16 protein-coding genes are annotated in these 25564 nt (G+C 45.3%); 8 read left to right on the top strand and 8 right to left on the bottom strand.

The genetic code is table 11. From position 1 onward, the window contains the following. Positions 1-33: 33 nt before the first annotated feature. From ACQRBJ_RS06070 to trpD, 6 genes are all read right to left on the bottom strand, one after another. Positions 34-1494, bottom strand: a complete 1461-nt coding sequence (locus ACQRBJ_RS06070) for an anthranilate synthase component I family protein (RefSeq protein WP_441937472.1) — start codon at positions 1492-1494, stop codon at positions 34-36. A gap of 27 nt (positions 1495-1521) precedes the next feature. After that, positions 1522-2721, bottom strand: a complete 1200-nt coding sequence (gene trpB, locus ACQRBJ_RS06065; RefSeq protein ID WP_445303097.1) for a tryptophan synthase subunit beta — start codon at positions 2719-2721, stop codon at positions 1522-1524. A gap of 99 nt (positions 2722-2820) precedes the next feature. Next, positions 2821-3597: a tryptophan synthase subunit alpha gene (gene trpA / locus ACQRBJ_RS06060; RefSeq protein ID WP_445303096.1), complete on the bottom strand. Its 777-nt coding sequence runs from the start codon at positions 3595-3597 to the stop codon at positions 2821-2823. Between the two features lie 92 nt (positions 3598-3689). Next, positions 3690-4310, bottom strand: a complete 621-nt coding sequence (locus tag ACQRBJ_RS06055; RefSeq protein WP_445303095.1) for a phosphoribosylanthranilate isomerase — start codon at positions 4308-4310, stop codon at positions 3690-3692. 164 nt (positions 4311-4474) lie between these two features. Beyond that, positions 4475-5281, bottom strand: a complete 807-nt coding sequence (gene trpC / locus ACQRBJ_RS06050; protein ID WP_218415677.1) for an indole-3-glycerol phosphate synthase TrpC — start codon at positions 5279-5281, stop codon at positions 4475-4477. A 146-nt stretch (positions 5282-5427) separates the two neighbouring features. After that, positions 5428-6435, bottom strand: coding sequence for an anthranilate phosphoribosyltransferase (trpD, locus tag ACQRBJ_RS06045; RefSeq protein WP_294969951.1), 1008 nt, complete (start codon positions 6433-6435; stop codon positions 5428-5430). Between the two features lie 525 nt (positions 6436-6960). Between trpD and ACQRBJ_RS06040 the strand changes: the two genes are divergently transcribed. Both ACQRBJ_RS06040 and rpe read left to right on the top strand, forming a co-directional pair. Beyond that, complete coding sequence (locus ACQRBJ_RS06040; RefSeq protein WP_256620870.1) at positions 6961-7089, top strand: hypothetical protein; 129 nt, start codon at positions 6961-6963, stop codon at positions 7087-7089. Positions 7090-7133: 44 nt separating this feature from the next. Next, the gene (rpe, locus tag ACQRBJ_RS06035) at positions 7134-7799 is read left to right on the top strand and encodes a ribulose-phosphate 3-epimerase (protein ID WP_294969955.1); all 666 of its coding nucleotides are present in this window, start codon (positions 7134-7136) and stop codon (positions 7797-7799) included. Here rpe and ACQRBJ_RS06030 read toward each other — a convergent pair. Next, positions 7796-8392 carry a sigma-70 family RNA polymerase sigma factor gene (locus ACQRBJ_RS06030; protein WP_294969958.1) on the bottom strand — a complete coding sequence of 199 codons (597 nt, stop codon included), beginning with the start codon at positions 8390-8392 and terminating at the stop codon, positions 7796-7798. The genes rpe and ACQRBJ_RS06030 overlap by 4 nt on opposite strands. A gap of 247 nt (positions 8393-8639) precedes the next feature. Here ACQRBJ_RS06030 and ACQRBJ_RS06025 point away from each other — a divergent pair, with 247 nt between their 5' ends. After that, positions 8640-11213 carry a glycoside hydrolase family 88 protein gene (locus ACQRBJ_RS06025; protein WP_445303094.1) on the top strand — a complete coding sequence of 858 codons (2574 nt, stop codon included), beginning with the start codon at positions 8640-8642 and terminating at the stop codon, positions 11211-11213. Positions 11214-11232: 19 nt separating this feature from the next. Continuing rightward, on the top strand, positions 11233-13050 hold the full coding sequence (locus ACQRBJ_RS06020) for a pectate lyase (RefSeq protein WP_445303093.1): 1818 nt from the start codon (positions 11233-11235) through the stop codon (positions 13048-13050). Between the two features lie 121 nt (positions 13051-13171). Here the strand turns inward: ACQRBJ_RS06020 and ACQRBJ_RS06015 are convergent, their stop codons facing one another. Then, positions 13172-13870, bottom strand: coding sequence for a hypothetical protein (locus ACQRBJ_RS06015; RefSeq protein ID WP_153125030.1), 699 nt, complete (start codon positions 13868-13870; stop codon positions 13172-13174). 275 nt (positions 13871-14145) lie between these two features. On the opposite strand from ACQRBJ_RS06015, the gene ACQRBJ_RS06010 reads away from it, so the two are divergent. The 4 genes from ACQRBJ_RS06010 (at position 14146) to ACQRBJ_RS05995 (ending at position 25417) form a co-directional block, all read left to right on the top strand. Next, positions 14146-17334: a pectinesterase family protein gene (locus tag ACQRBJ_RS06010; protein WP_445303092.1), complete on the top strand. Its 3189-nt coding sequence runs from the start codon at positions 14146-14148 to the stop codon at positions 17332-17334. 931 nt (positions 17335-18265) lie between these two features. Beyond that, entirely contained in the window at positions 18266-21574 is a 3309-nt protein-coding gene (locus tag ACQRBJ_RS06005) for a SusC/RagA family TonB-linked outer membrane protein (RefSeq protein WP_294969965.1), read from the top strand. A 104-nt stretch (positions 21575-21678) separates the two neighbouring features. Beyond that, positions 21679-23652 carry a RagB/SusD family nutrient uptake outer membrane protein gene (locus ACQRBJ_RS06000; protein WP_445303091.1) on the top strand — a complete coding sequence of 658 codons (1974 nt, stop codon included), beginning with the start codon at positions 21679-21681 and terminating at the stop codon, positions 23650-23652. Positions 23653-23692: 40 nt separating this feature from the next. Then, positions 23693-25417: a hypothetical protein gene (locus ACQRBJ_RS05995; RefSeq protein ID WP_295345812.1), complete on the top strand. Its 1725-nt coding sequence runs from the start codon at positions 23693-23695 to the stop codon at positions 25415-25417. Positions 25418-25564: the final 147 nt, after the last annotated feature.

The raw sequence follows: 25564 nt of genomic DNA, 5'->3' as shown, positions 1-25564 counted from the left end.
ACTAATCATTAATCACTACTCACTAATCACTACCTAAAGCTTCTCTGCAATATGTATCGCCTTGGTCAATGCACCCAACTTGTTATTACACTCTTCCAGTTCATACTGGTCATTGCTCTTCGCCACTACTCCACTTCCTGCCTGGAACCAGAGTTCGCCATTTCGGCTGATGAAGGTTCGGATAACGATAGCCTGATTCAAATCACCATTCAAGCCGATGAAACCGATACAGCCACCGTAGGCTCCACGGTTATGAGGCTCCAGTTCGGAGATAATCTGCATCGCCCTTACCTTTGGAGCACCGCTCAGGGTACCGGCAGGGAAGGTATCGATAAACTCCTTGATATGGTCGGCATCCTGATCCAGGGTTCCGCTCACACGGCTCACCAGGTGGATGACGTGGCTATAGAACTGCATATCTTTATAGAAATCTACCTTCACGCCATGGCAGTTGCGGCTCAGGTCATTGCGCGCCAAATCTACCAGCATCACGTGCTCGGCATTCTCCTTCGGGTCGTTGCGGAGGAATTCGGCAGCCTTTCTATCCTGCTCCATATCGCCCGTACGCTTGGTGGTTCCGGCAATAGGGTCGATAAACGCCTTGTCGCCAACGATACGGTTGTGGGTTTCCGGTGAAGAACCGAAGATACGGAATCCTCCGAAATCGAAATAAAAGAGATATGGCGATGGGTTGATGCTGCGCAGGGCACGATAGAGCTTGAAGTCATCGCCCTCGTATTTCTGGATGAAGCGACGGCTGACAACAATCTGGAAGACATCACCACGCAGACAGTGCTGGATGCACTTGCGGATGTTCTCCTTATGCTCCTCATCAGTAAGGGTAGAAAATGTTTCGCCCACTGGATGGAAATCATAAGGCTTCACATTCGCCTTGTTCACGGCCTTGAGCAGGGCATCGAGCTCAGGAAGTGAAGAGTGAGATTCTTCACTCTTCACTCTTCGTTCTTCACTCTCTTGAAGCGCAATCAACTCCATCGTATTGTTGAAGTGGTCGAAAACGATGATATCCTTATACATTATATAATAGATATCCGGAGCATCGTTCTTCTCCATCGTAGTATCCTTTACCGGGATATTCTCGAAATATCTCACAGCATTGAAGGTGGTGAAACCATACAAGCCGCAGAAGTCCTTGCTCTCACCTTCTACATGAAAACTCTTGATGAAATCATTGATTGACTTGGAGATGGCGAGCTTGCACTGCTCGCCCTTTCCTTCGCCGAAAGCAGGGAGCGTTTCCTTTTCTACGCTGCCGTCAGGATAGGTCTTGATCACCTCGCCATGGCTCACGGCGATACTTGCCAACGGATGAACACCGATGAAGGATCTGGAGTTCTCGGAACCATGATAGTCGGAACTCTCCATCAGAGCCGACTGGGGATAAATATCTCTCAATCGCATATAGACTCCCACCGGCGTATAGAGGTCAGCAAGAATCTTGCGGGTTACTGTCTTATAATTAAACTTTGCCATTTTTCTCTTATTGATTGAAATCATGCTTTAGAAATTGCCATATTCTCCTGCCATTTCCTTATGGCTCAAATACGTCTCCACATCCTTGTCGCCACGGCCTGAAACGGTCAGGACAACGACATCATCCTTCTTGAACTTCATCTTCTTCAAGGCTGCCACTGCATGTGCGCTCTCGATGGCTGGGATGATACCCTCCATGCGGGTCAACTCATAACCGGCATAGATAGCCTCATCGTCCTTGATGGCAAGCACATGACTTCTTCCACGGGTAGCAAGGTCGGCGTGCATAGGTCCGATGCCTGGGTAATCCAAACCGGCACTGATGGTGAAGGCTTCCTCAATCTGACCATCCTCTGTCTGCATCACCAGGGTGCGGGCACCGTGGATGATTCCCTCTGTTCCGCAATGCATGGTGGCAGCGGTATAGTTGGTATCGATGCCATGACCGGCAGCCTCAGCCAGATAAATCTGAACACGCTCATCATCGATGTAATGATAGATGGTACCTGCAGCATTGCTTCCGCCACCCACGCAGGCGATGAGGTAATCAGGATAATCGCGACCAATCTTCTCCTCCAACTGCCATTTCAGTTCCTCAGAGATGACGCTCTGCATCTTTGCCACAATATCTGGGTAAGGATGCGGCCCCATGGTGGAACCTACGATGTAGAAGGTATCCTGTGGGTGACAGCACCAGTCGCGGATGGCCTCAGAGCAGGCATCGCTCAGGGTCATATTACCTGTGCGAACAGGGTTTACCTTGGCACCCAGCATCTTCATACGTTCCACGTTGGTATGCTGGCGCTCTACATCGGTGGCACCCATGAAGATTTCGCACTTCATATCCATCAGGGCGCAGACGGTGGCAGTAGCAACGCCATGCTGTCCGGCACCAGTCTCGGCGATGATACGGGTCTTGCCCATCTTCTTTGCCATCAGAATCTGACCAATGGTGTTATTGATTTTGTGTGCACCGGTATGGTTCAGGTCCTCACGCTTCAGATAGAGTTGGCAGCCATACTTCTCGCTCATGCGCTTAGCATAATAGAGAGGTGAAGGACGGCCCACGTAATCCTTGAGCAGGGCATAGTATTCTTTCTTGAACTCCTCGCTCTCGATGATAGGCTTGTAAGCCTGCTGGAGTTCTGTTACACACTTATATAATATTTCAGGAACGTAAGCTCCTCCGAATTTTCCAAAAAATCCTTTATCGTCAACTTGATACATAATACTTTGAATTTTGAACTTTGAATTTTGAACTTTGAATTTTGAACTTGGAACTTTATGATTACCAAGACAGCATATCATAAAGTTCAATGTTCAATGTTAATGTTTGAGTGCCTCGAAGAGTTCATCCAGAGCTTTGTCTGGATCCATGGTTTCATTGAGCAAAGTCACGAACTTGCTACCAATGATGGCACCGGCTGCGTTATCCTGCGCACTGGTAAGGGTCTGCTTGTTGCTGATACCGAAACCGATCATGCGTGGGTTGCGGAGGTTCATGCTGTTGATATGGTTGAAGTAAGCGAGCTTGGCATCACCGAAGTTGCTCTGGGCACCCGTGATGCTGGCGGAACTAACCATATAGATGAAGCCATCGGTATGCTCATCGATGAAGCGGATGCGCTCCTCGCTGGTTTCCGGAGTAATCATCATGATGACACGGATATCGTACTTGTCTGCTATCGGCTTCACCACCTTCAGATAATCATCAAAAGGAAGATCAGGAATGATGGTTCCGCTGACTCCGCTCTCTACGCAACTCTTGAAGAACTCCTCGATGCCATAGTGCATGATAGGGTTGAGATAACCCATCAGTACCAATGGAAGTTGGACTTCATCCTTGATAGCCTTCAACTGGCAGAAGAGCTTCTTCACGGTCATTCCGTTCTTCAAGGCCTTGGTTCCTGCGCTCTGAATCACAGGACCATCAGCCAACGGATCGCTGAAAGGGATTCCTACCTCAATCATGTCGATGCCCTTACGTTCCATCGCCTTAATCACATCGCCGGTGCCTTCCAAGGTTGGGCAGCCAGCACAGAAATACAAGCTCAAAAGCTTGCGGTCTTTATTGTTTGCAAATAATACATTTATCTTGTTCATTTTTTAAACTTTTTATCTTTTTACTTTTTTACCTTTTTACTTTTTTACCTTTTTACTTTTTTACCTTTTTACCTTTTTACCTTTTTACTTTTTTACCTTTTTACTTTTAAAAGGAATTTCCTAAGTTTCTCCACATCCTTTACCCCCGATTCTTTCTCAAACCTGGAGTTGAGGTCGATACCAACGCATTTTGGATGATGGAAAGAATGAACGCGGGAAACATCCTCCGGACCAATGCCACCACTCAATAGGAATGGAACATCGCCATCATATTCATCGAGAACTTGCCAATCAAACTGCTGACCACTTCCACCCACCGTTTTACATTTGGTGTCGAAAAGGAAGTAGTCAACAGCGCCTACATACTCCTTATATTTCTGAATATCCCCGGCATCAGAAACACTGATGGCTTTGATTATCTTAATCTCCCCGTTGGCTTCACGCAGCTGTTCGCAAACTTCCCAGCTCTCGCCGCCATGCAGTTGCACCGCATTCAGGGAGAAGGAAAGAATCCTATCCACCATATCCGGAATGGAATCATTCACGAAAACTCCCACTCTGCAAACCTTCCGGTCAGAGTCCGAGCGATCCACCGCCTGGCTAACATATCGTGGAGACTTAGGATAGAAAATGAATCCCATCATGTCTACGCCGAGTTGCGCAACCTGCTCTATATTCATAGGTTCACGCATTCCACAAACCTTTACTAACATTATATTATTATTTATGATTCTAAAGCTTTTGCCCTTACAGGGCGCATTACTGACGGCTATCTATACCCAGGGCGTTGCCCTGAGCTAGGAACTTCTGCCCTTTACCTTTCCCTTCGGCCGGTGACCGTTGGTTCAGGGCGTAGGGAGCAAAACTTGCGTAAATCCTATAATTTAGAAATGAATTCAGCAAGCGCAATTCCCGGGTCAGCCTGCTTCATGAACTGTTCACCCATCAGGAAGCCACGGAAACCGCCCTCTTCTCTTAATCGGCGAACGGTCAGCGGATTGGAGATTCCACTCTCACTCACCCTGCATACATTCTTCGGAAGTTTCTCTGCCAAGCGGAAGCTATTCTCAACATCCGTAACGAAGGTACCCAGGTTGCGGTTGTTGATTCCATACATATCCGGCTCCAGCTCCGCATACTCGAAGTCTCGCTCGTTATGCATCTCCAGCAGCACCTCCATCCCCAGCTGGTGAGCCATGTTCATCAGCCGCTTGCATTCTTCCTTACTGAGGCAAGCCGCAATGAGTAATACAGCAGAAGCACCGCAATATCTAGCCTGCAAGAGCTGATATTCCTCGATGACGAAGTTCTTATATAATATAGGTATAGAAACACCCACATGGCGCGCTTCCTGGATATACTCATCATAACCACCGAAGTAATCGATATCGGTAAGGATACTCAGGGCAGAAGCTCCATTCTTCTGGTAGCTCAAAGGAATGATGCTAGGCTTGCCTTCCTCCTTGATCCACCCCTTACTTGGCGATTTGCGCTTGAACTCGGCGATGATTCCTGTCTCAGAATTCACCAGCGCCTCCTTCATACTTCCTCCCATCACCTTTCCCCCATTCTCCTGCATCTTCTGCTCGGTGAGGGTTATCATCTGGCGAGGCTGGATAAAGCGCTTGCGCTGCTCTATCTCAATCCTCTTATGTGCCACTATCTCTTCTAATATATCAGCCATTTTTTCAACTTTGAACTTTTAACCTTGAACTTTATGATTACCTATCCTCCCTGAAAAACAGAAACTGGAATCAAGTCCCCCTCTGGGCCACCGTTGAATCCGATTCCACCGGATATTCCCCCCAGTCCATCGGATTCCCCCAGTTTTTAGTCTCTATTCAGCTCCACGAACTTCTTGAATGTAGCTAGCGCCTTACCGGAGTCGATGCTTTCTCTAGCTATCTCCACGCATTCCTCGATGCTCTTCAGTCCCTTCTCCATCACCTGGATTCCAAAGGCAGCATTAGCCAGAACGATGTTCTTCTGAGCAGGAAGCGCACGGTTTTCTAGTACTGCATCGAAGATATCCTTAGCTTCTTCCTCAGTAGCTCCACCTCTTACCTCTTCCGGTTTAGCCAAATCAAAACCGAGATCCTGTGGCTTGAAAATCTTTTCATAGTTATTGGTGGTTACCTTGAAATCGCTGGTCAATGAAATCTCATCATAACCGTCAATGCTGTTCACGATTCCGAAATCAATACCTATCTTCTGAAAAACCTGATTGTAAAGGCGCATCTGATCCAGATTGGCAACACCCAGGAGCTGACATTTAGGCTGACTAGGATTAACCAAAGGACCCAGGAGATTGAACACCGTAGGGAACTGCAAAGACTTGCGGATAGGACCCACAAACTTCATTGCCTTGGCAAAAAGCTGAGCATGGAGATAAACAATACCCGCCTCATTGATGCTGCGGTTCAACTTGTCCATATCGTCAGTAAACTGCACACCGTGATTCTTGATCACGTTAGAAGCTCCACTCACGGAAGTTGCTGCATAGTTGCCATGCTTAGCCACCTTATAACCGGCACCGGCAATCACAAAGCAGGAAGTGGTTGAGATATTGAAAGTATTCTTTCGGTCGCCACCTGTACCTACAACATCAATATAGCGGTCGCAATCCAGGACGGCAGGTACACCAGTAGCCAAAATACCATCACGGAAGCCGAGCAACTCATCCACCGTAACGCCACGCATCTGCAAACCAGTAAGCAAAGCGGTAATCTGTTCCTCAGGAAACTCGCTCTTTGTAATACCGATGATAATATCCTTGGTTTCCTCACGAGTCAACTCTTCATGATTCAACATTCTGTTCAAGATATTCTTCATTTCCATAATCATTATCTCCTATCTGTTTATCTATTTTATATTAATACTCACTATCTGAAAAATACGATACAGTACTTTAGAATATAGAAAAAGGACCTGTCGTAAGTTACGGCAGGCCCTTAGTATCTTAGGATTCATATCCATACACGGGTTCGCGACTCACGACTTTTTAAATCTTGAGTTACGCCACCACCATGCTGTAGATACGAATGAATTCATCATAATTGTATTGTATTTTATTTTTTTACTTTATTATCATAGTCACAATAACTATTCGTTTGCAAAAGTACACTTTTTCTTTTAAATAACAAATTATTTATCAGAAAATTTAGGTATTTAACAGAAAAAAGTTACTTTTCATACACTTTTCAACATAAAAAGTTTTCATATACCTTATTATATATAGAAGAAAATGCACCGAATAGGCAGGCAAAAGAAAAAAAATAGAGAAAAAAAATGCATGGAAATATAATAAAGCCAAACGCACATCGTTATTAATTAAGAATAGAATAATCATTTAATAATACGCCTATGAAGCATTTATTTACTTCGGAAAAAAAGAGACCGTCTGCCAAGACTATCTATTTCATCAAGAAGCTGGCATACACCTATCGGGCATTCGATAAAGATGAATCCCAGCAGGCGTATTATGTCAACTAGAATTCAAACGACCCAAGGGTCATAAAACATCAATCTCAATAAAGATGAAAACAATAATATCACCTTCAATCCTCTCTGCCAATTTCATTGACTTGAAGAGCGATGTAGAAATGATCAACAAGAGTGAAGCAGACTGGCTCCATATGGACATTATGGACGGTGTCTTCGTACCAAACATTTCCTTCGGATTCCCTGTCCTTGAAGCTGTAGCCAAAGTCTGCACCAAACCACTGGATGTTCACTTCATGATTGTTCACCCGGAACAGTATATCGAACAGACTGCCAAGACGGGCGCAATGATGATGAACGTTCACTATGAGGCTTGCACCCACCTGCACCGTACCATCCAGCAGATTCATGCTGCAGGAATGAAAGCGGGTGTCACACTGAATCCTTCCACACCCGTAAGCGTATTGGAAGATATCATCTGTGATGTAGACATGGTACTTCTGATGAGTGTGAACCCGGGCTTCGGAGGACAGAAGTTTATCGAAAACACCATCAAGAAGGTTCAGCGCCTCCGCAAGCTGATCAAGGAATGCGGAAGCCATGCCCTCATAGAGGTAGACGGTGGCGTACAAGCAGAAACGGCTCCACGACTCGTAAAAGCCGGAGTCAACGTTCTGGTGAGCGGAAGTTATGTATTCAAGAGTACAGACCCATGCTCCGTCATCCATGAAATGAAAGAACTGAAACAGCTGGACGACTAATCCAGCTGCAAGCAGATATGGTGCTCCTTAGCCATACGACGCAGGTTAAGGAGCGCATAGCGCATTCTGCCCAGACTGGTATTGATACTGACATTGGTTGTTTCGGCAATTTCCTTGAAAGACATTTGCTGATAATATCGCATATAGACCACTTCACGCTGATTGGCAGGCAGATACATCATGAGTTTCTGAACATCATCCAACACCTGGTTTCTAATCATTTCGCGCTCAGCAAAACTATCAAGGATAGAATCACCGCGAAGGCTGGACAAGTCGTTGTTCTCACCCTGATCTATCATACGGAAATGGCCCTGTTCACGATAGCCGTCAATGATTACATTATGAGCGATACGCATGAGCCAAGAGCTGAACTTACCGCTTGTGGAATACAAACGGTTCTGCAACTTGACGATGGCCTTGACAAATGTTTCCTGAAAGATATCGTTTGCCAATTGCTCATCATGTACCACAAACATAATATATGAGAAAAGCTTCACCTCATTGCGTGAAAGCAAAAGGTCAAAAGCCTTGTTGTTGCCTTCGACATAAGCCAAAGCCAACTCCTCATCTGTCATTTCTTCGAGTATTCTCATTTTCTTAATTATTTTGTATTAAGTAAATGTCCAATCTATAGGCTATCTCCTTATTTCTTGTATTATAAATGTTAATTATCGCTACAAAGGTAGCAATTATTTTTTATTTAACAAAGAAAAACCGGTTATTTTTCATAAAAAACACTTTTTTAACATATAGAAAACACGTTTATATAAATAAATTATGTATCTTTGCAAGGTGATATAAACTACTTTACACAGTATTAATTTAATCTAAAAGCAAACAATGATCAAATTACTGAAATCTTTGTTGGTGGCTTTACTCGTTCCTGTCTGTTCCTATGCAGCTGGATGGGACGATGAAGAATACAAGCGTATTGAGCAGAGCATCCAACAGCCAAAATTGAGTGAAAAAGTTTACGCCATTACATCGTATGGCGCTAAGACAACGGCTTCTGCTGCACAGAACCAGAAGGCAATCAACCGTGCCATCTCACTTGCATCCAAGAAAGGCGGCAAGGTGGTGATTCCTGCTGGAACATGGAACACTGGAGCCATCGAATTGAAATCGGGAGTCAATCTCGTTATCGAAGAGGGTGCTACACTCCGCTTTGCCTTCGAGCCAAAGCTCTATCCATTGGTTCGCACTTCTTGGGAAGGCTTGGCTTGCTGGAACTACTCTCCATGCATCTATGCTTACCAGGCTAAAGACATCGCCATTACAGGTAAAGGTACCATCGATGGTGGCGGCAACAACGACACATGGTGGCAGTGGAACGGAAATCCACGCTTCGGATTCAAGGCTGGAGTAACCACCGAAAGCCAGAAGTTGGGTTCACGCTCCAAACTGCTGAAGCAGGCTGAAGACGGCGTGGCCTTTGATGAAAGAAAGTTCGGTATGGGTCAGGGGCTCCGTCCTCAGCTCATCAACTTCGTTCGCAGCGAGCGCATCCTCATCAAGGATGTCAAGATGATCAACTCTCCTTTCTGGGTTATCCACCCTCTCCTCTGCAAGAACATTACCGTAGATGGGGTTTACATCTGGAACGAAGGTCCTAACGGTGACGGCTGCGACCCTGAGGCATGCGAGAATGTTCTCATCCAGAACTGTATCTTCCATACTGGTGATGACTGCATCGCCATCAAGAGCGGTCGCAACAATGACGGTCGTCTCTGGAACCAGCCTTCCAAGAACATCATCATCCGCAACTGCAAGATGGAAGATGGTCACGGAGGTGTGGTTATCGGCTCTGAGATTTCCGGCGGATGCGAGAATGTCTACGCTGAAGACTGCGAGATGGACTCTCCGCATCTGGACCGTATCCTCCGCATCAAGACCAATAATTGCCGTGGCGGACTGATTCAGAACATCAACATGCGCCGTATCAAGGTAGGTCAGTGTGGCGAAGCTGTAGTAAAAATCAACCTCGATTACGAGTCTAAGGAAGCTTGCTACCGTGGTTTCGAACCAACCGTTCGCAATGTGAATGTCGAAGACGTTACCTGCCAGAAGAGCAACTATGGTGTTCTCATCATTGGCCGTGACGCTATAGAGAATGTTTACGACATCAACATCAAGAACTGTAAGTTCGACGGTGTACAGAAGCAGCCAGTCAAGATTACAGGCAAGACCCGCAACGTGAAGTTCGACAACCTCTACATCAACGGTTCTCTTGTTCTCAACGCAAGAGAGCAGCCATACAAGAACTATTCAGAGTGGCTTACCCACAGCGAGATGAAGCGCGTTCCTCATTCTTATCTCCTTGATTTCAGCAAGAAACCAAAGTGGAGTTATGTAATGGGCATCGAAATGGAAGGTATGCTCGATACTTACGAAGCATACAAGGAAGGCAATGAGTCTATCCTCGAATATCTGAAGGAATATCCTAAGACCATGATTGATGAAAAGGGTAATATTACCGGCTACAAGTATGAGGATTTCAACCTCGACAATGTTCGAACAGCCAAGTTTATCCTCCGTATGCACAACATTGCTCCTACCAAGGGCACTGAGAAAGCTTTGAAGACTCTCTTCAAACAGCTTGTCAACCAGCCTCGGACCAAGGAAGGCGTTTACTGGCACAAGGCTATCTACGCCAACCAGGTTTGGCTCGACGGTATCTTCATGGGCTTGCCTTTCTACTGCAACTATGCCGTACAGACCATGAAGCCCAAGAAGGCAGAGAAGTATCTGAACGATGCGGTAGACCAGATGATCAAGACCGACCTCCGCACCTACGACGAGAAGACCCAGCTCTGGAAGCATGCCTGGGATGAGACTCACGAGCAGTTCTGGGCAGACAAGGAGAACGGTAAGAGCCAGCATACCTGGGCTAGAGCCTTGGGATGGTATGTAATGGCAATGACCGAATGTCTCGATGCAATGCCTGAGAATTACGCTCGCCGCGATGAGGTTATCAAGCTCTTGAACAAGGCGATGGCTAGCGTAGTGAAATACCAGGATAAGGCTACAGGCGTATGGTATGACGTGATGGACGTCAAGGATCCTCGCAACTATCTGGAGAGTACTGCTTCAAGCATGTTTGCCTATGTATTGCTCAAGGGTTACCGCAAGGGATACCTCTCAGAGAAATACCGTGATGCCGGTGTAAAGGCTTACAACGGAATCCTGAACCAGTTCATCAAGGTGAACCCAGACAAGACCATCAGTCTTACCAAGTGCTGTTCAGTAAGTGGTCTCGGCCCTGGTCCTGGTCCGTACGTCAAGAAGCCAAACTTCAAGCGCGATGGCAGCTTCAACTACTACATGAGCGAGCCTATCCGCGACAACGATGCCAAGGGCGTTGGTCCTTTCATCTGGGCTAGCCTGGAAATGGAACAGCAGGGATTGAACAAATAATTCATTTTTCAAGATAACAATGCAAAAGATAATATTCTCAACCATGGCAGCAGCACTCATCAGTGCTGCTGCTTTTGCACAAGCTCCAGCCTTCCCAGGCGCAGAGGGCCATGGCAGATATGTTACCGGCGGTAGAGGCGGTAAAGTAATTCACGTTACCAACCTCAACGACAAGGGCGCCGGGTCCTTTCGTGCTGCAGTGAGTGGCAACAGCAAGAAGATCATTGTCTTCGATGTGGCTGGCGTCATTCCGCTGGCTTCCGATCTGACCATCGGAGCCAATACCACCATCCTCGGACAGACAGCACCTTCACCAGGAATTACCCTGAGATATTACACCGTTCGCCCGGAAAACAACTGCATCATCCGATTCATCCGCTTGCGACGAGGTCAGGAAAAAGACATCAATGACGGAGCGGATGCTACATGGCAGCGCAACAAGACAGGCATCATCTTCGACCACTGTTCCTTCAGCTGGAGCATCGATGAGGTGGCTTCCTTCTACGACAACAACAATTTCACCATGCAGTGGTGTACCATTGCTGAGAGTCTTACCAATCCGGGACATTCCAAGGGTGCCCATGGCTACGGTGGTATCTGGGGCGGAAAGCTAGCCAGCTTCCACCACAACTTCCTGGGCCATCTGATGAACCGTGGTCCCCGCTTCAACGGTGCCCGTTACGGATGGACAGAATACACCAGCAACAAGGATTACGACACCTATAAGTGGAAGAACACCGTCCAGGCAGAGAATGTAGATTTCCGCAACAGCGTCATCTATAATGCACAAGGCACCTGCTATGGTGGTCCTGGAGGTGGACAGATCAATATCGTCAACAATTACTATAAGGCAGGTCCTAGCCAGAGTTTGAAAGGTACAACCCAGAACGGCATCAAGGTAGATGTAAGCACAGGCAAGGAAAGAGGAAACCAAGAGCGAATTACCCTGGTAACCGTATCAACCAGCAGTAATTCTGACAAGAACCATCCTGAGTTCTACGAAATGACCAGCAGATACTTTATCAATGGAAACACCACAGAAACCACCAAAGGATCTGTTACAAAGAACAAAGACTGGAAGGGCGTAAGCTATGACAAGGGTACTTATACTTACAATAATGAGATTTATTCAGCCGACAAGAAGAATCTTTATGGTGATGCGGTAGAACATAAGACCATCAACGGAGTTTCCTGCGTCAAGATTAAGATGGACGCTCCTGCTCCTACGGGCGTGATTACAACTCATACAGCCGATGAAGCTTTCAGCAAAGTATTGGCTAACGCCGGAGCTTCACTCTTTCGCGATGAGATTGATGCCCGCTACATGGAAGAGGCCAAGACGGGAACGGCACAGTATAAGGGAAGCATCACTCAGTCGCCTGGCATTATAGATAAGGTATCGGACGTAAACGGTTATACAGAGAAGACCTTCGCAACCGGTAGTCGTCCTAAGGGATTTGACACTGACAATGACGGAATCCCTGACGATTGGGAGACAGCAAACGGCTTGAATCCGAACGATGCGAGCGATGCTCTCACCTACTCTCTTGATGAGAAAGGTTACTATACCAATCTGGAAGTCTATGCCAATTCGCTGGTCGAAGACATCATGAAGACTGGTAATGCTAACGCAACTAACGCTGTGAATGAATATTATCCTGCCTGGAAGAATCCAACAGGCATCAGCGATTACCCGGTTATCAATCCTGGCGAATTGGTCAAAGTGACTTACTACAGTCTCGGCGGAACACTCCTTTCTGCTCCACAAACTGGAATCAACATCCGCAAGATGGTTTACAGAAATGGCAAGGTATTAACAGATAAGGTTATTAAATAAAATAACAAAAAATAACGCCCGTGTTACAGTAAACGAATACTGGACACGGGCGATTTTTATTAAATCAATGAAAAAAATTGATTAACGATATTTCGTCAATTAAAATCTTATATTCTTTTGATTATTTTACGTACTTCTTGCCGTTCTTGATTACCAAGCCCTTGTAAGAGTCAGAAACCTGCTGACCAGCGAGATTATATGTCTTACCATTCTGAGCAGAAGTAGCCTCGATAGAAGAGATACCTGTTGATGTGCCAACCTCGTACTTGAAGCCATAGAAGCCCAACTTTGTACCAGCAGCGAGAATATAGTATGTACCACCCTCAGCAACATTGATTTTTACAACGCCATTAGACTTTGCAGAAACAATGTTCTCGCCCTTTTCGTTCTGTGCGAAAGTCTGAGAATCACCGTCCTTAGCACTTGGCAAATTATAAGAAACAGGAGTAACCTCAGCAAAAGCTGCATCCAGGATATGGAAACCCTTATTAGCATTCAACTGAACACCTACTGTTAGAGAACCAGCCTTTGCGGTCTCGAACTTGTAAACACAACCTGTTGGCTCAGCATCAGATACCAACTTACCATTGTTCTTACCAGATACATAAGCCACGAAGTCTGCGTCACCCCAGTTACTAGTAGCCTTAGCTGTAGCGTAAGCTGTACCAGCATTTTCCATATAAGTCAAAGTGATGTTTTCTACTGATGTAATCTTATCACCAGCCTTCACATTGTCACCCACCTGCACTGCATAAGTGCCCTGAGCGTTCATACTTGCTGCCATAGCGACAGCTGCGATAAGAGTAAAAAATTTCTTCATAATCTATCTGTTTTTAAGTTTAAAAAATAGTCGTGAATAACTTATTTAAGTTTAATTCATTTTTTGCTTATTCCGATGGCAAAATTAACAAATCATTTTGAGAACACAAGAAAAACTTGAACCAAAATGAATAAAAACAACGAAAACGATTACGTAGCTTTTACAAGAAATAAAGAAGAAAAAGAACTGAAAATAAAAATAATAAGTGTATTTTTGCACCTATAAACTTAAAAAACGAAAGTATAAATATTAATAATTACCTAAAGGCAAACAAAATGAAAAAAAATCTACTCAGATTCGGGCTTCTAAGCCTGTTGCTTGTCTTTGCTTTTACTGCAAAGGCGCAAGACGTAACTGCTATTTGGGACTTCCAGCACAACGTGCCAGAAGGAATCAACACAGCAACAAATTTTCAAGGTAAAGTGGGAGACATCACCTCTACAGTTGACGGCATTCTACTGCATATAGATGCAACCAATGGCAAACTGAAAGGAAGAGACACCGATGCACAGTTTAATACCGGAACCATCCTTCAGGTACCTGTCAAGTCAGCAAAGGACATCGTCACTGTAACCAGCTACCCTGGCTACCACAACTATACCATCGGTGGTGTAGCTGCAACAGAAGACGCTACTGACCACAAAGCTACTACAGCAGAAGTGGCTAAGGGCTATGTTGAGGTTGTGGCAACTGGTGGTTGCTACCTTTATAACGTAAAGGTGGTTCAGGTTAGTGCCATTCAGGAGAAGCCACTCTACTCTACTGATTTCACCAACTGGAAAGAAATCGACCGCAGTAAAGCTACAAACGAAGTGGTAAACGTGAAAACCCTCTACAGCAAGGAAGAACTCAGCTTTACTTTCAACGGAGTAGGCGTTTATCCAAAAGGTACCAACTCTAAGTTCTCTGATATTATCGGTTTCATGCAGACAGCCAAATACACTGGCGAATACAAGGCTGCAGAACCTAGTGTAGTAACATCTGCATTGGCAAGCATCACCAAGATTACACTGCACCAGGCTGCTACCGGCGGCAAGCGTGGTATCAAGGTATCAGTAAAGGGTGACGGCGATGATGACTGGGTAGTAATCCACAACGTATCTATCGTAAAAGCAAGCGGTGAGGACCTGACACTCGACGTAAACCGTACCAACTGTCAGATTAAGTTCGAGAACTTTGCTCTCGGTCAGAACGCTTACGTTACTGACCTCGCAATCTATGGTAATGTAGATATGAGCAAGACTCCAATGCTGGGCAGTTTCGCAGTAAACGGCAAGGCTTACCAGGCAGCCGACCTCTTCGAGGAGAATGCAGAAGGCAAACAAATCGCAACTATTCTTGTTTCCAAGAAGGCTAAGCTCATCACAGAGTCTAACCCTCTTACCGATCTCGTTACAGCCAACGGAACCATCAAGAGCACTACTTACACCACAACAGGCGAAGGTGCCAACCAGAAGACTGTAGCAACTATCGTAGTAGAGGCTAACGGTGACGAAGTAACCTATGAGTTGACCGTAGGCTTCAAGCCTGATTTCACCCTCACCTATTATAATATAGACGGCAAGACTGTTATCGGCACACAGGCAGTAGAACAGGATGCAGAAATTGAAGCTTTCGTAGAAGGCGTAGAAAACAAGGTAACTGTAGCTGACGGCAAGAAGTTCCGCGGATGGTCTTCTTCCTTGAAGCAGGATGAGAAGAAGTTCACCACTTCTTCTGTCATTACTTCAGATGTAGCACTCTATGCACTCGTAACTGATATAGAGACAGCCAATGCAACAGCCCGTTACGACTACAACTTCACCAAGGAAGGTTTCGACATCAACGACCATGAAGCTATTTCTGTAGAAAACGGCAAGTGGCACGATACTACACACGGTTGGGTATTCGAATCAAACGGCAAGATTAAGGTATTGATGGGCGGTAAGGGTTACATCAAGATGAACCTCTGCCAATATTCTAAGACTGGTAAGATTACCCTCCTCGATCCTAAGGGAAATGAAGTAAGTTCTATTGATGCAAAGGCAACAAAGGACGGCAACTTCGGTATTTTCCAGAACGAATCAACTGAGAGTGGTGAATATACCCTCACCTTCGAGGGAGGAGATACATATATCCACAGCCTCAGCATCGTCAACATGACCAATCCTGCCTTTGCTCAGAACGGTAACTGGATGGAAGTAAAGGCGGGCGACGCACAGGGCTTTATGACAGCTCTCGAAATTGCTAATGGCAACAATGCTGCAGCCAATGCTGCACGTACATTCATCTTCTTGCCTAACGGCACATACGATCTCGGAGACAAGTGTCTTACCCCAATCAGCGGTAACAACATCTCTATCATCGGCGAGAGCATGGACAACACCATCATCGTGAACAAGCCAGAGGTAGAGGGAATCGGTGTTACTGCAACATTGTTCAATACCAGCACAGGTCTCTACATGCAGGATCTCACTCTGAAGAATGCTTATCCATTCGACAAGAGCACCGGCCGTGCCGTCTGCCTTCAGGATAAGGGTACCCAGACCATCTGCAAGAACGTGAAGATGCTTTCATACCAGGATACTTACTATAGCAACAATAATAAGGGTCAGTACTACTTCGAGAATTCAGACATCCACGGAATCGTAGACTTCATCTGCGGTGGTGGCGATGTATTCTTCAACAAGTGTACCTTGACATTGGAACCAGGTAAGGGTTCATACATCACAGCTCCTTACACAGACGGAAGTGATTATGGTTATGTATTTGACGGATGTAAGATTGTAGGTTCAGCTACTGACAGCTTCACCTTCGGTCGCTCGTGGGGTGGAACTGCCAAGTGTGCTTTCCTCAACACCATCCTCGACAAGAACGCAGCAGCCAACATTGCTTCAACCCGCTGGACAACAGGTGGTATGAACGTGGTTGCCAAGAACTTCTTCGAGTACAACACTGTTGATGAGAACGGCAAGGTGATTTCTCCTGCCGAGAACATCGTGAAGTTTACAAAGGATAAGGAAGTTAGCGAGTACAACACCATCATCACAGCCGAGAAGGCAGCCGAGTTTAGCCTCGACAAGGTATTCAACAACTGGAAGCCAGCCGACCTCGCAGCTCAGAAGTCTGCAACTGCAGCAACAGAAAGCAATGGCAAGCTCGCTTGGGAAGGTGATGCACAGATGTACATCGTATTGAAAGACGGCAAGTTCTTCGCCATGACAGCAGAGAAGTCACTCGACATTGCCGGTGCTACAGGTACATGGAGCGTTCGTGCTGCCAACGAGATGGGTGGTTTCGGTAAGATGACTTCTGTTGTTACCGGCATCAAGAACATTGCTGCTGAAGATGAAGCAGCCACCGTAAGCACAGCCATCTTTTCAGTAAGCGGTACTCAGCAAAACAGTCTTCAGAAAGGAATCAACATCGTTGTGAAGACTCTTGCTGACGGTAGCAAGAAGACAGAAAAAGTTATCATGAAATAAAGGAAAGGGACCGCCTCTGTTTTTGTTCAAGGAGAGGCGGTCATAAGTCTAGAAAACAGTTAGCGCACAACAGTTGACTACCACATGCACATCACCTGTTGTGCAAGCGCATATCAGCTGATATGCAAGCGCACAACAGCTGTTGTGCGGCCGAAGAAGCTGATTAACTCAAAAACTTATACTGTCTTTTCCAATAATATTTCAGTAATATATCAACAAAAAGATAGTGCGTCAAGAATTTATGGCACACTCTCTTTTCCGTTTCGTAACAACTCTGTGTAAGCCTTCGGCTAACCCCGTATTGTGAGACATAAAAGTTTTCTAGCACCCAGAGTTGAGAAGACTGGATAGATAATTCAGGGAGCGGTGGATAGAAAGCTACATTCAAAAACACCCTTCACCTCTCATGCCCCCAGTGTTTATCGGGGTTACCGGCGAAAAGGTGAAAGGTGAAGGGTAAAATTGAGAGTAAGGTTTTTCACGTGCAAAACCACGCTTCCAGCAGCCGAAAAGCATATTCCGAATGGCGATGGAAGGCCTACCGATTTTTTTCTCCCGACGCATTATTTTGTGCCCGGCAATGGCAAAAAGTTGCCTCAGTAGAGGGCAATATTGTGCCATAGTTAGGCAATAAGTGGAAAGAGCCTCTTTCAGAAGTTAATGAAGTTATGCACATAGGGGTTCTGAGCAGTTACCTTTAGGGGAAGGTATGTTAAAAACAATCTTTAAGCAAACGTTTACGTATTATTTTCACGTGAATCTTGAACGTAATTCATTTTTTTTACCTATATTTGCAGGCGGAAAAACAGACTGTGCATAAAATAGCGCTATAAATGCGTAATTTTTGCACAGGGCTTTTTGTCTACTTAAACGTATAAATCGAGAGTAAGAAAACAAATTTTTATAATAGTATAATCTAACCTATAAGTGTATGTCTGGTAATTATAACAGAAAGAAGATTGCGCTTGCAGGTGCGCTCATGTTCATGGTAACAAGCGTCTCTGCGCAAACGGTAAAAGGAGTTGTTACTGACAATACGGGCGAGCCAATCATAGGCGCATCTGTCATGGAGGTAGGTGTAGCTGGCAATGGTGGCGTGACCGACATTGACGGTAACTTCACAGTAAACTTGAAAGGCAGCAGTAAGAAACTGAAGATTTCATACATCGGTATGAAAGCAAAGGAAATTAATGTTGCAGGTAAAACAACCATTTCAGTAAAGCTCGAGGACGAAGCTAACTCCCTCAACGATGTCGTTGTCATCGGTTACGGTACAGTTAAAAAGAAGGATCTGACAGGTGCCGTTGCTACCGTAAAGGGTGAAGACCTGACCAAGGTTCCTGTTACAAATGCAGCAGAAGCTTTGACAGGTAAGTTGCCTGGTGTGCAGATTACAACTACCGACGGTTCACCTGATGCAGAAATGATCATCAAGGTGCGTGGTGGTGGTTCTATCACTGGCGACAACTCTCCTCTCTACATCATAGACGGATTCCCAGTATCCAGCATCGGTGACATTGCTCCTTCTGACATTGAGGACATTACCGTATTGAAGGATGCTGCTTCAACAGCTATCTATGGTTCTCAGGGTGCAAATGGTGTAATCCTGGTTACTACCAAGGGCGCTAAGTCTGGTAAGACTGTTGTTTCTTACAATGGCTACGTTCAGGGCAAGAGCATCGCCAAGACTCTTGACACCATGACTCCTTATCAGTACGTTATGTACAACTATGAACGTGCTGCTCTCCGCGGTACATCTGATATCAGTAGCTTCGAAAAGCGTTTCGGTTCTTTCGGAGACCTCGACTTGTATCAGTATCAGCAGGGGCATGACTGGCAGAACGAGATGTTCGGCAATCACGATCTCTCACAGTCTCACAACGTAAGTGTTAGCGGTGGTTCTGAAAAGACTAAGTTCAACCTCAGCGGTACTTACACCAACGACAACAGTTTGATGAAGACCAACGGTTACGACCGTTTCAATGTAAACTTCAAGTTGAATCATGAGATTTGCAAGAACTTGAAGCTCGACTTCGGTATGCGTCTGGCTGATGTTACAACCAAGGGTGTTGGTACAGGTGGTGGTACTTATAAGATCCGTTCTTATGAGGCTATTACCAAGGGTCCTGTTAATGGTCTCTACGATCAGCTTGACATCGATCCTTCAACTCTTCCAGACGATGAGTATGATGAGTACATCTCTATTACCCGCAGTTTGCAGGATAAGGTAAATGACTACTGGAGAAGAAAGAATGAACGCCGTTACAACTATAATGGTGCCATTACATGGAAGTTCCTCAAGAACTTTACATATCGTGCAGAGGCTGGTTACGACTACACCTTCTTCCAGCAGAAAGATTATTATGCTGCTTTGAGTGACAAGGCTGTAAAGGATGGCGGTAGCCTTCCTATGGGTGAATGGACCAAGAAAGATACCTGGAAGCTCCGTCTGACCCATACCTTGACTTACAACAAGACATTTAACAAGGTACACAATCTGAACGCCATGATTGGCCAGGAGTATGTAGCAACAAACAATGAGAGCCTCAGTGTTATCGCTAAATACTTCCAGAAGGATATTGCTCCAGAGAAGATGTTTGCAAGTCTTGCATCAAACTCAGGTGCAACAGGTTCCCGTACCATCAACTCTTCATTGGGTCAGGAAGATCGTACTCTTTCTTTCTTCGGTCGTTTGAACTACTCTTATGCAGACCGCTATTTGCTGACATTCACTATGCGTGCCGATGGTTCTTCTAAGTTCGTGAAGGACAACCGTTGGGGCTACTTCCCTGCTGCCGCATTGGGTTGGCGTATCGCAGAGGAGCCTTGGATGATAAATACAAAGGACTGGTTGTCTAACCTGAAACTCCGTTTCTCTTACGGTACAGCAGGTAACAACCGTATCAGCTCTTCCATGTATGAGACAACTTACAAGGCTTATGGTAGCGGAAAATATTATGGTGCAGGTAACCAGCAGAACCCTCACTATACATTGAACAATTCTCAGTTGGCTAACCCAGAATTGAAGTGGGAAACCACCATTACACGTAACGTTGGTTTGGACTTTGGTTTCTTCGATGAGCGTATCTCAGGTAGCTTGGATTACTACTGGAACACCACAAAGGACCTGCTCCTCGATGCTCCTGTAACAGCAATCGGCTATACTTCTATGCAGCAGAACATCGGTCAGACATCTAACCGTGGTGTTGAGTTGAACTTGAATGCAGCTATCCTCCGCAAGAAGGATTACTCTTTGAACTTCAACTTCAACGTTGGTTTCAATAAGAACAAGGTTGACAAGTTGGCTGGTGGTCAGACTTACCAGTCTTACAACTCTGGTGCCTTCTCTACCGACATGCGCGGTTACGACGACTACCGAGTTGTTGTAGGTCAGCCTCTCGGATTGGTATATGGTTTCGTTTGCGACGGTTTCTACACTGTTGATGACTTCCAGACCACAACCGATGAGAACGGCAAGACTCAGTTCGTATTTGACAAGAGCGGTAACTATATCCTGAAGGAAGATGTAGTAGATGGTTCATTCATTACTGCAGGTTCTAAGGCAGGTCTCCGTCCAGGTGCAATGAAGGTAAGAGACCTTGATGGTGACAAGAAGATTTCAGAGTCAGACCGCACCATCATCGGTAAAACCCAGCCTAAGTTCCAGGGTGGTTTCGGCCTCAACGCCACATACAAGTGGTTTGACCTGACTGCCAACTTCAACTTCGTAGTAGGTAATGACGTTTACAACCTCGACAAGATGGTTACATCACAGTCATACCGTAATACATACGCAAGTCTCCGTCAGGAAATGACTCCTGTAACTTTGGGCGGTAAGGCATGGACTTACATGGATCAGGCTACAGGTGAAATCGTAACAGATTACGAGACATTGAAGAATATGAATGCAAATGCTTCTATTTGGAGCGCAGCAACTTTGTCAGATAACAACCCTGTACCTTCATCATGGGCTGTTGAGGATGGTTCATTTCTCCGTTTGCAGAACTTGACAGTAGGTTTCACATTCCCTAAGGAGTGGACCAAGAAGTTCGCTTGCAACTCACTGCGCATGTACTGCACATTGACAAACTTGTTCTGCTTGACCAACTACTCAGGTTATGACCCAGAGGTTAACTCATCAATCCGTGGCAGCAAGACCAGCGGTTTGACTCCAGGTGCCGACTTCTCATCATATCCTAAGTCATTCTCTTGGACAGCAGGTGTAAACATTTCATTCTAATAGAAAACAAGATACAAATTATGAAACGTATATTTCTATATATATCAATGTTCATTGCAGGAGCAAGTTTTAACTCTTGTAGTGACTTATTGGACACAGAGACTTTGTCTACAGACAATTTGAACTACCTGTGTTCAAACGCAACTGATGCCCGCAAGATGGTAGACCATGTATATGCCTACTTCTGCGAGGATACTTATACATCACGTATGAGCACCAACTGGATGCAGAATACCGACGTAGAGATCGGTTTCGTCAAGAAGGCTCAAGCTTCTGAGACTACCCGTCGTGGTATCTGGGCACTGAACCCATCATACTTCGGTGATATCAAGAACTGCTGGAACAACACCCAGAAAGCCATTGATTTCGCCAACCAGTGTATTGAAGGTATTGAGGCAAGCGATGCTTACAAGAACGGAGATGCTGACATGAAGCAGCTTCATGGTGAGGCTATCTGTCTTCGTGCATACTGGTATTTCCTGATGTGTAACTTCTGGGGTGACGTGCCATTTGCTACAACTCCTACATCTAAGGACGATATGCATAATGATCCACGTACAGACAAGAACATCATCTATACTCACTTGATTCAGGACCTCATCAACAATGAGGGTGAGATGCAGTGGAGCAGCAAAGCTACAGTAGAGCGTATGAACCGTGAGTTCGCTCTCGGTTTCATTACCAAGTTGGCTATGTTCCGTGCAGGTTACTCTATGCAGGCTAATGGTACAATGGCCCGCAGCACAGGTACAGGCGATGAATATACCGTACATTATGTAGATGAGAATGGTAACGAGGCTACAGCTACTTCTGCAGACGATTACTACAAGGTTGCTAAGGCTTATGCCAAGAAGTTGATTTCCTTGAAGGACCGTCAGCTCAACAACAACTTCAAGGAGATTTTTGATAATGAAATCAACGGCTGCAACCCAGCTAATGGTGATGTATTGTTCGAGATGGGTTATGTTCCAAACTCAGGTGGTGACATCGGTTGGTGTCTTGGCTTGAGCGTAGTTTCAAGTTCTAAGGGTGCTGGTACTACTTATACCAACCTGACTCCAAGCTATGCATGCTCATTCAATGCACAAGACCAGCGTCTGAAGGCTACATGTGCTAACTACCGTTGGTTGTACGACAACAAGCAGGCAGCAGTGGATGGCGTCAACATCCAGCCAGCTAAATGGTGCCGCATGGATTTGAGTGTCAACAACGTTGAATCTAAGGGTACTGGTATCAACTTCCCTATCCTGCGATATGCTGACGTATTGTTACTCCTCGCTGAAGCTGATAACGAAATCAACAATGGTCCTACTGCTGAGGCAAAGGAGATGTTGAAGCGAGTTCGTAACCGTGCCTTTGCAAATGCAACCAACAAGAACGAGATGGTGAATGAATATGTTGATAATCTCAACGATCACGACTCTTTCAAGAAAGCTATCATCAACGAACGTGCTTGGGAGTTTGGTGGCGAGTGCATCCGCAAGTTCGACCTCGTTCGTTGGAACTACTACTCAGATGCCATCGTTAATACTCTGGAGTGGGTTCGTGACGTAACTATGAACTATAACCAGCTCCGTCTGGAGGGTGGTGAATTCGTCTACGACAAGACTAAAGAAATTGTTGATATGGGCATCGCACCACGCCTCTACTACAACTATGTAAATGGCGAGATTCAGTTCGAGAACAACTATTTCACTTATCGTGATAACAGTGCAAGCCCATACAAAGAGGCAACAACACTTGCAGATGATGACATCAAGACCGCGGGAGCTTCTTTCGATGGTTTGAAATATATCAAGTTCTTGGATACATACATGTCTGTCAGTGATACTGATCCAACAACAAACACAAAGTATGGAACCGACGCAGATGGCAACACAATCAAGAAGGGTGTCATGAATGAGGCTTTCTTATACTCATGGTTTGGTTTGACAGACGGAGTTGTGACAACAGGTGCAGAAGACATGGAGCCTCTCCGCAAAAAGGTAACTCCATATATCTTGCCTATCCCTAAGGACAACATTGCTTCTTCAAACGGTGTATTGTCTAACGAAGGTTATGCTATTCGCAACAAGTAAATCGGGTTATGTAGTCCATAACAAATAAAAGTAAGTAATTATGAAATACAATAAATATATATTGTCTATGCTTTTCGCTGCTACAGTTGGTACCACAATGGTAAGCTGTAGCGACGATGACAACTTGGGCGATGCACCTCGTTTGTTCCGTCCAATTGCAAGCGCAACTGTCAACTCAAATACCTTGAAGGTAGAATGGGATAAGATTCAAGGTGCCACCAGTTATGAGTTGGAATTGGGTCTTGTGACATCTACAGATGAGGATGGCACAAATCACCTGAAAGTAATCAAGAAAGCCACAACAGAGGATGATACCTATACTTTCGATGACTTAGGATGGGACGAGAAGTATGGTGTAAGAATCAAGTGTATTGGCAACAACAAGGAATCTGAGTATTATGAGGTAAAGGCTCAGAGCATCAACTACCCAACAAAGGTTTCTGGTGCCAAGGCTATTGATAACGCTGCTCGTGTATCCTGGGCTGAAGGTGGCCAGAAAATCAAGTATGTAATGGCTTGCCCTGCTGAAGAAGCAGAAAACCATGATACAATCTCTGTTAAAGTTAGCGATGCCGAATATGCTCAGGGATATGTAGATGTTTATGGCTTGCAGCCAGAAACATCATACACATTCAAGACATACGACAGTTCTTCTGACTTCAATAATACTACCTATGCAGGTAAAACAACAGCTACAACCAAGGCTAGCGTCAACTTCGACGAGAAGTATGGAGAAGGCATGTGGTTGGATACCCGCAACTGGGATGCTAAGGAAGCTAAGGATACATTGAAGACTGCAGAATTCTGGAATATGGTTAAGGACGGTATGACTATCATCCTCCGTGGTGAACAGGAATACAAGATCAACAACTCTATCAGTCTCGACCGCAATATCACCTTCATTACCGGTATGACATTGGGTGGCAACGCTCAGTTCACCTTCTCTGGTGGTATGAACGTCAAGAAGGGTGTTAATATCGATAAGGTGAAGTTCGAAAGCATCGATATGATTAGCGATAAGCAAGCTGATAAGGATGCATTCCTCGCTGGTAAAGATAAGGGCTTCGGTGGCCGTCAGGTTATCAATGTCAGCGGTACTGGTTCTACCATCAGTGAACTCATCTTCAACGATTGCTACATCCGCGGTTTCCGTGGTGTAGTAAGAGGTCAGAAGAACAACGACAACTTCCTGAACGTTACCTTCAAGGGTTGTACAATTGATGGTGTCGGTGATCAGGGTGTTGTAACTATCGCAGATAAGGGTGGAGATTTCCGCAACGTAACATTCGATGATTGTACTATTACAAACATTATTATGCTTTGCGACTTACGTAAGACTGCCCAGGCTCCTACTGTAAATGTAAACAACTGTACATTCTGCTATGCTCCAATGGAGACTACAGCAAATGCTAACACACCATTGTTCCGTTTTGCTACAAATGCAGCAAACTTGAACATCACCAACAGCATCTTTGGTCCTTCTATGGCTACAGACGGAAGTGCAGGAGCAAAACTTCAGCTTTACACACCAGGCGCTAAGGGAAGTGTTCTTCTGAATGGTGCAAGCACAGTGCTTTCTGTTGCAGGTTCATACAAGACTAACTTTGCTTACACACCAATAGGTGCAGACGCTGTTACATATGGTATTGAAGGTCTTATCGACTTCAAGGGTTCTGAGACTGAACTTTGGACTGCTCCAGCAAATGGTGAATTCAAGTTCAACGCAAGTCTTGACAGTGAAGCAGGTGCTTCTAAGTGGAAGTAATCCTACTATCAATTATATTAAAGTGCAATGCCCGGTGCGGGTATTGCACTTTTTTGTTTCCAATCATGATTCATAAAGATAAGGCTGATGAATTGCGTAATCGTTTTCGTGGTTTTTCTACACTGATAGTATAAGTTATTGAAAGAA

Origin of the sequence: Prevotella sp. SGI.167, assembly GCF_050313615.1 — a bacterium.
GTDB lineage: Bacteria > Bacteroidota > Bacteroidia > Bacteroidales > Bacteroidaceae > Prevotella.
Note: the sequence above shows the minus strand (reverse complement) of the source record. Positions and strands in the feature narration are given on the sequence as shown.

Coding starts and splice junctions, on each gene's coding strand:
- trpD (WP_294969951.1), bottom strand. CDS start 6,435: ATGGAAATGAAGAATATCTTGAACAGAATGTTGAATCATGAAGAGTTG.
- ACQRBJ_RS05995 (WP_295345812.1), top strand. CDS start 23,693: ATGAAATACAATAAATATATATTGTCTATGCTTTTCGCTGCTACAGTT.
- ACQRBJ_RS06020 (WP_445303093.1), top strand. CDS start 11,233: ATGCAAAAGATAATATTCTCAACCATGGCAGCAGCACTCATCAGTGCT.
- ACQRBJ_RS06030 (WP_294969958.1), bottom strand. CDS start 8,392: ATGAGAATACTCGAAGAAATGACAGATGAGGAGTTGGCTTTGGCTTAT.
- ACQRBJ_RS06005 (WP_294969965.1), top strand. CDS start 18,266: ATGTCTGGTAATTATAACAGAAAGAAGATTGCGCTTGCAGGTGCGCTC.
- ACQRBJ_RS06070 (WP_441937472.1), bottom strand. CDS start 1,494: ATGGCAAAGTTTAATTATAAGACAGTAACCCGCAAGATTCTTGCTGAC.
- trpC (WP_218415677.1), bottom strand. CDS start 5,281: ATGGCTGATATATTAGAAGAGATAGTGGCACATAAGAGGATTGAGATA.
- ACQRBJ_RS06010 (WP_445303092.1), top strand. CDS start 14,146: ATGAAAAAAAATCTACTCAGATTCGGGCTTCTAAGCCTGTTGCTTGTC.
- rpe (WP_294969955.1), top strand. CDS start 7,134: ATGAAAACAATAATATCACCTTCAATCCTCTCTGCCAATTTCATTGAC.
- ACQRBJ_RS06025 (WP_445303094.1), top strand. CDS start 8,640: ATGATCAAATTACTGAAATCTTTGTTGGTGGCTTTACTCGTTCCTGTC.
- trpA (WP_445303096.1), bottom strand. CDS start 3,597: ATGAACAAGATAAATGTATTATTTGCAAACAATAAAGACCGCAAGCTT.
- ACQRBJ_RS06055 (WP_445303095.1), bottom strand. CDS start 4,310: ATGTTAGTAAAGGTTTGTGGAATGCGTGAACCTATGAATATAGAGCAG.
- ACQRBJ_RS06015 (WP_153125030.1), bottom strand. CDS start 13,870: ATGAAGAAATTTTTTACTCTTATCGCAGCTGTCGCTATGGCAGCAAGT.
- ACQRBJ_RS06040 (WP_256620870.1), top strand. CDS start 6,961: ATGAAGCATTTATTTACTTCGGAAAAAAAGAGACCGTCTGCCAAGACT.
- trpB (WP_445303097.1), bottom strand. CDS start 2,721: ATGTATCAAGTTGACGATAAAGGATTTTTTGGAAAATTCGGAGGAGCT.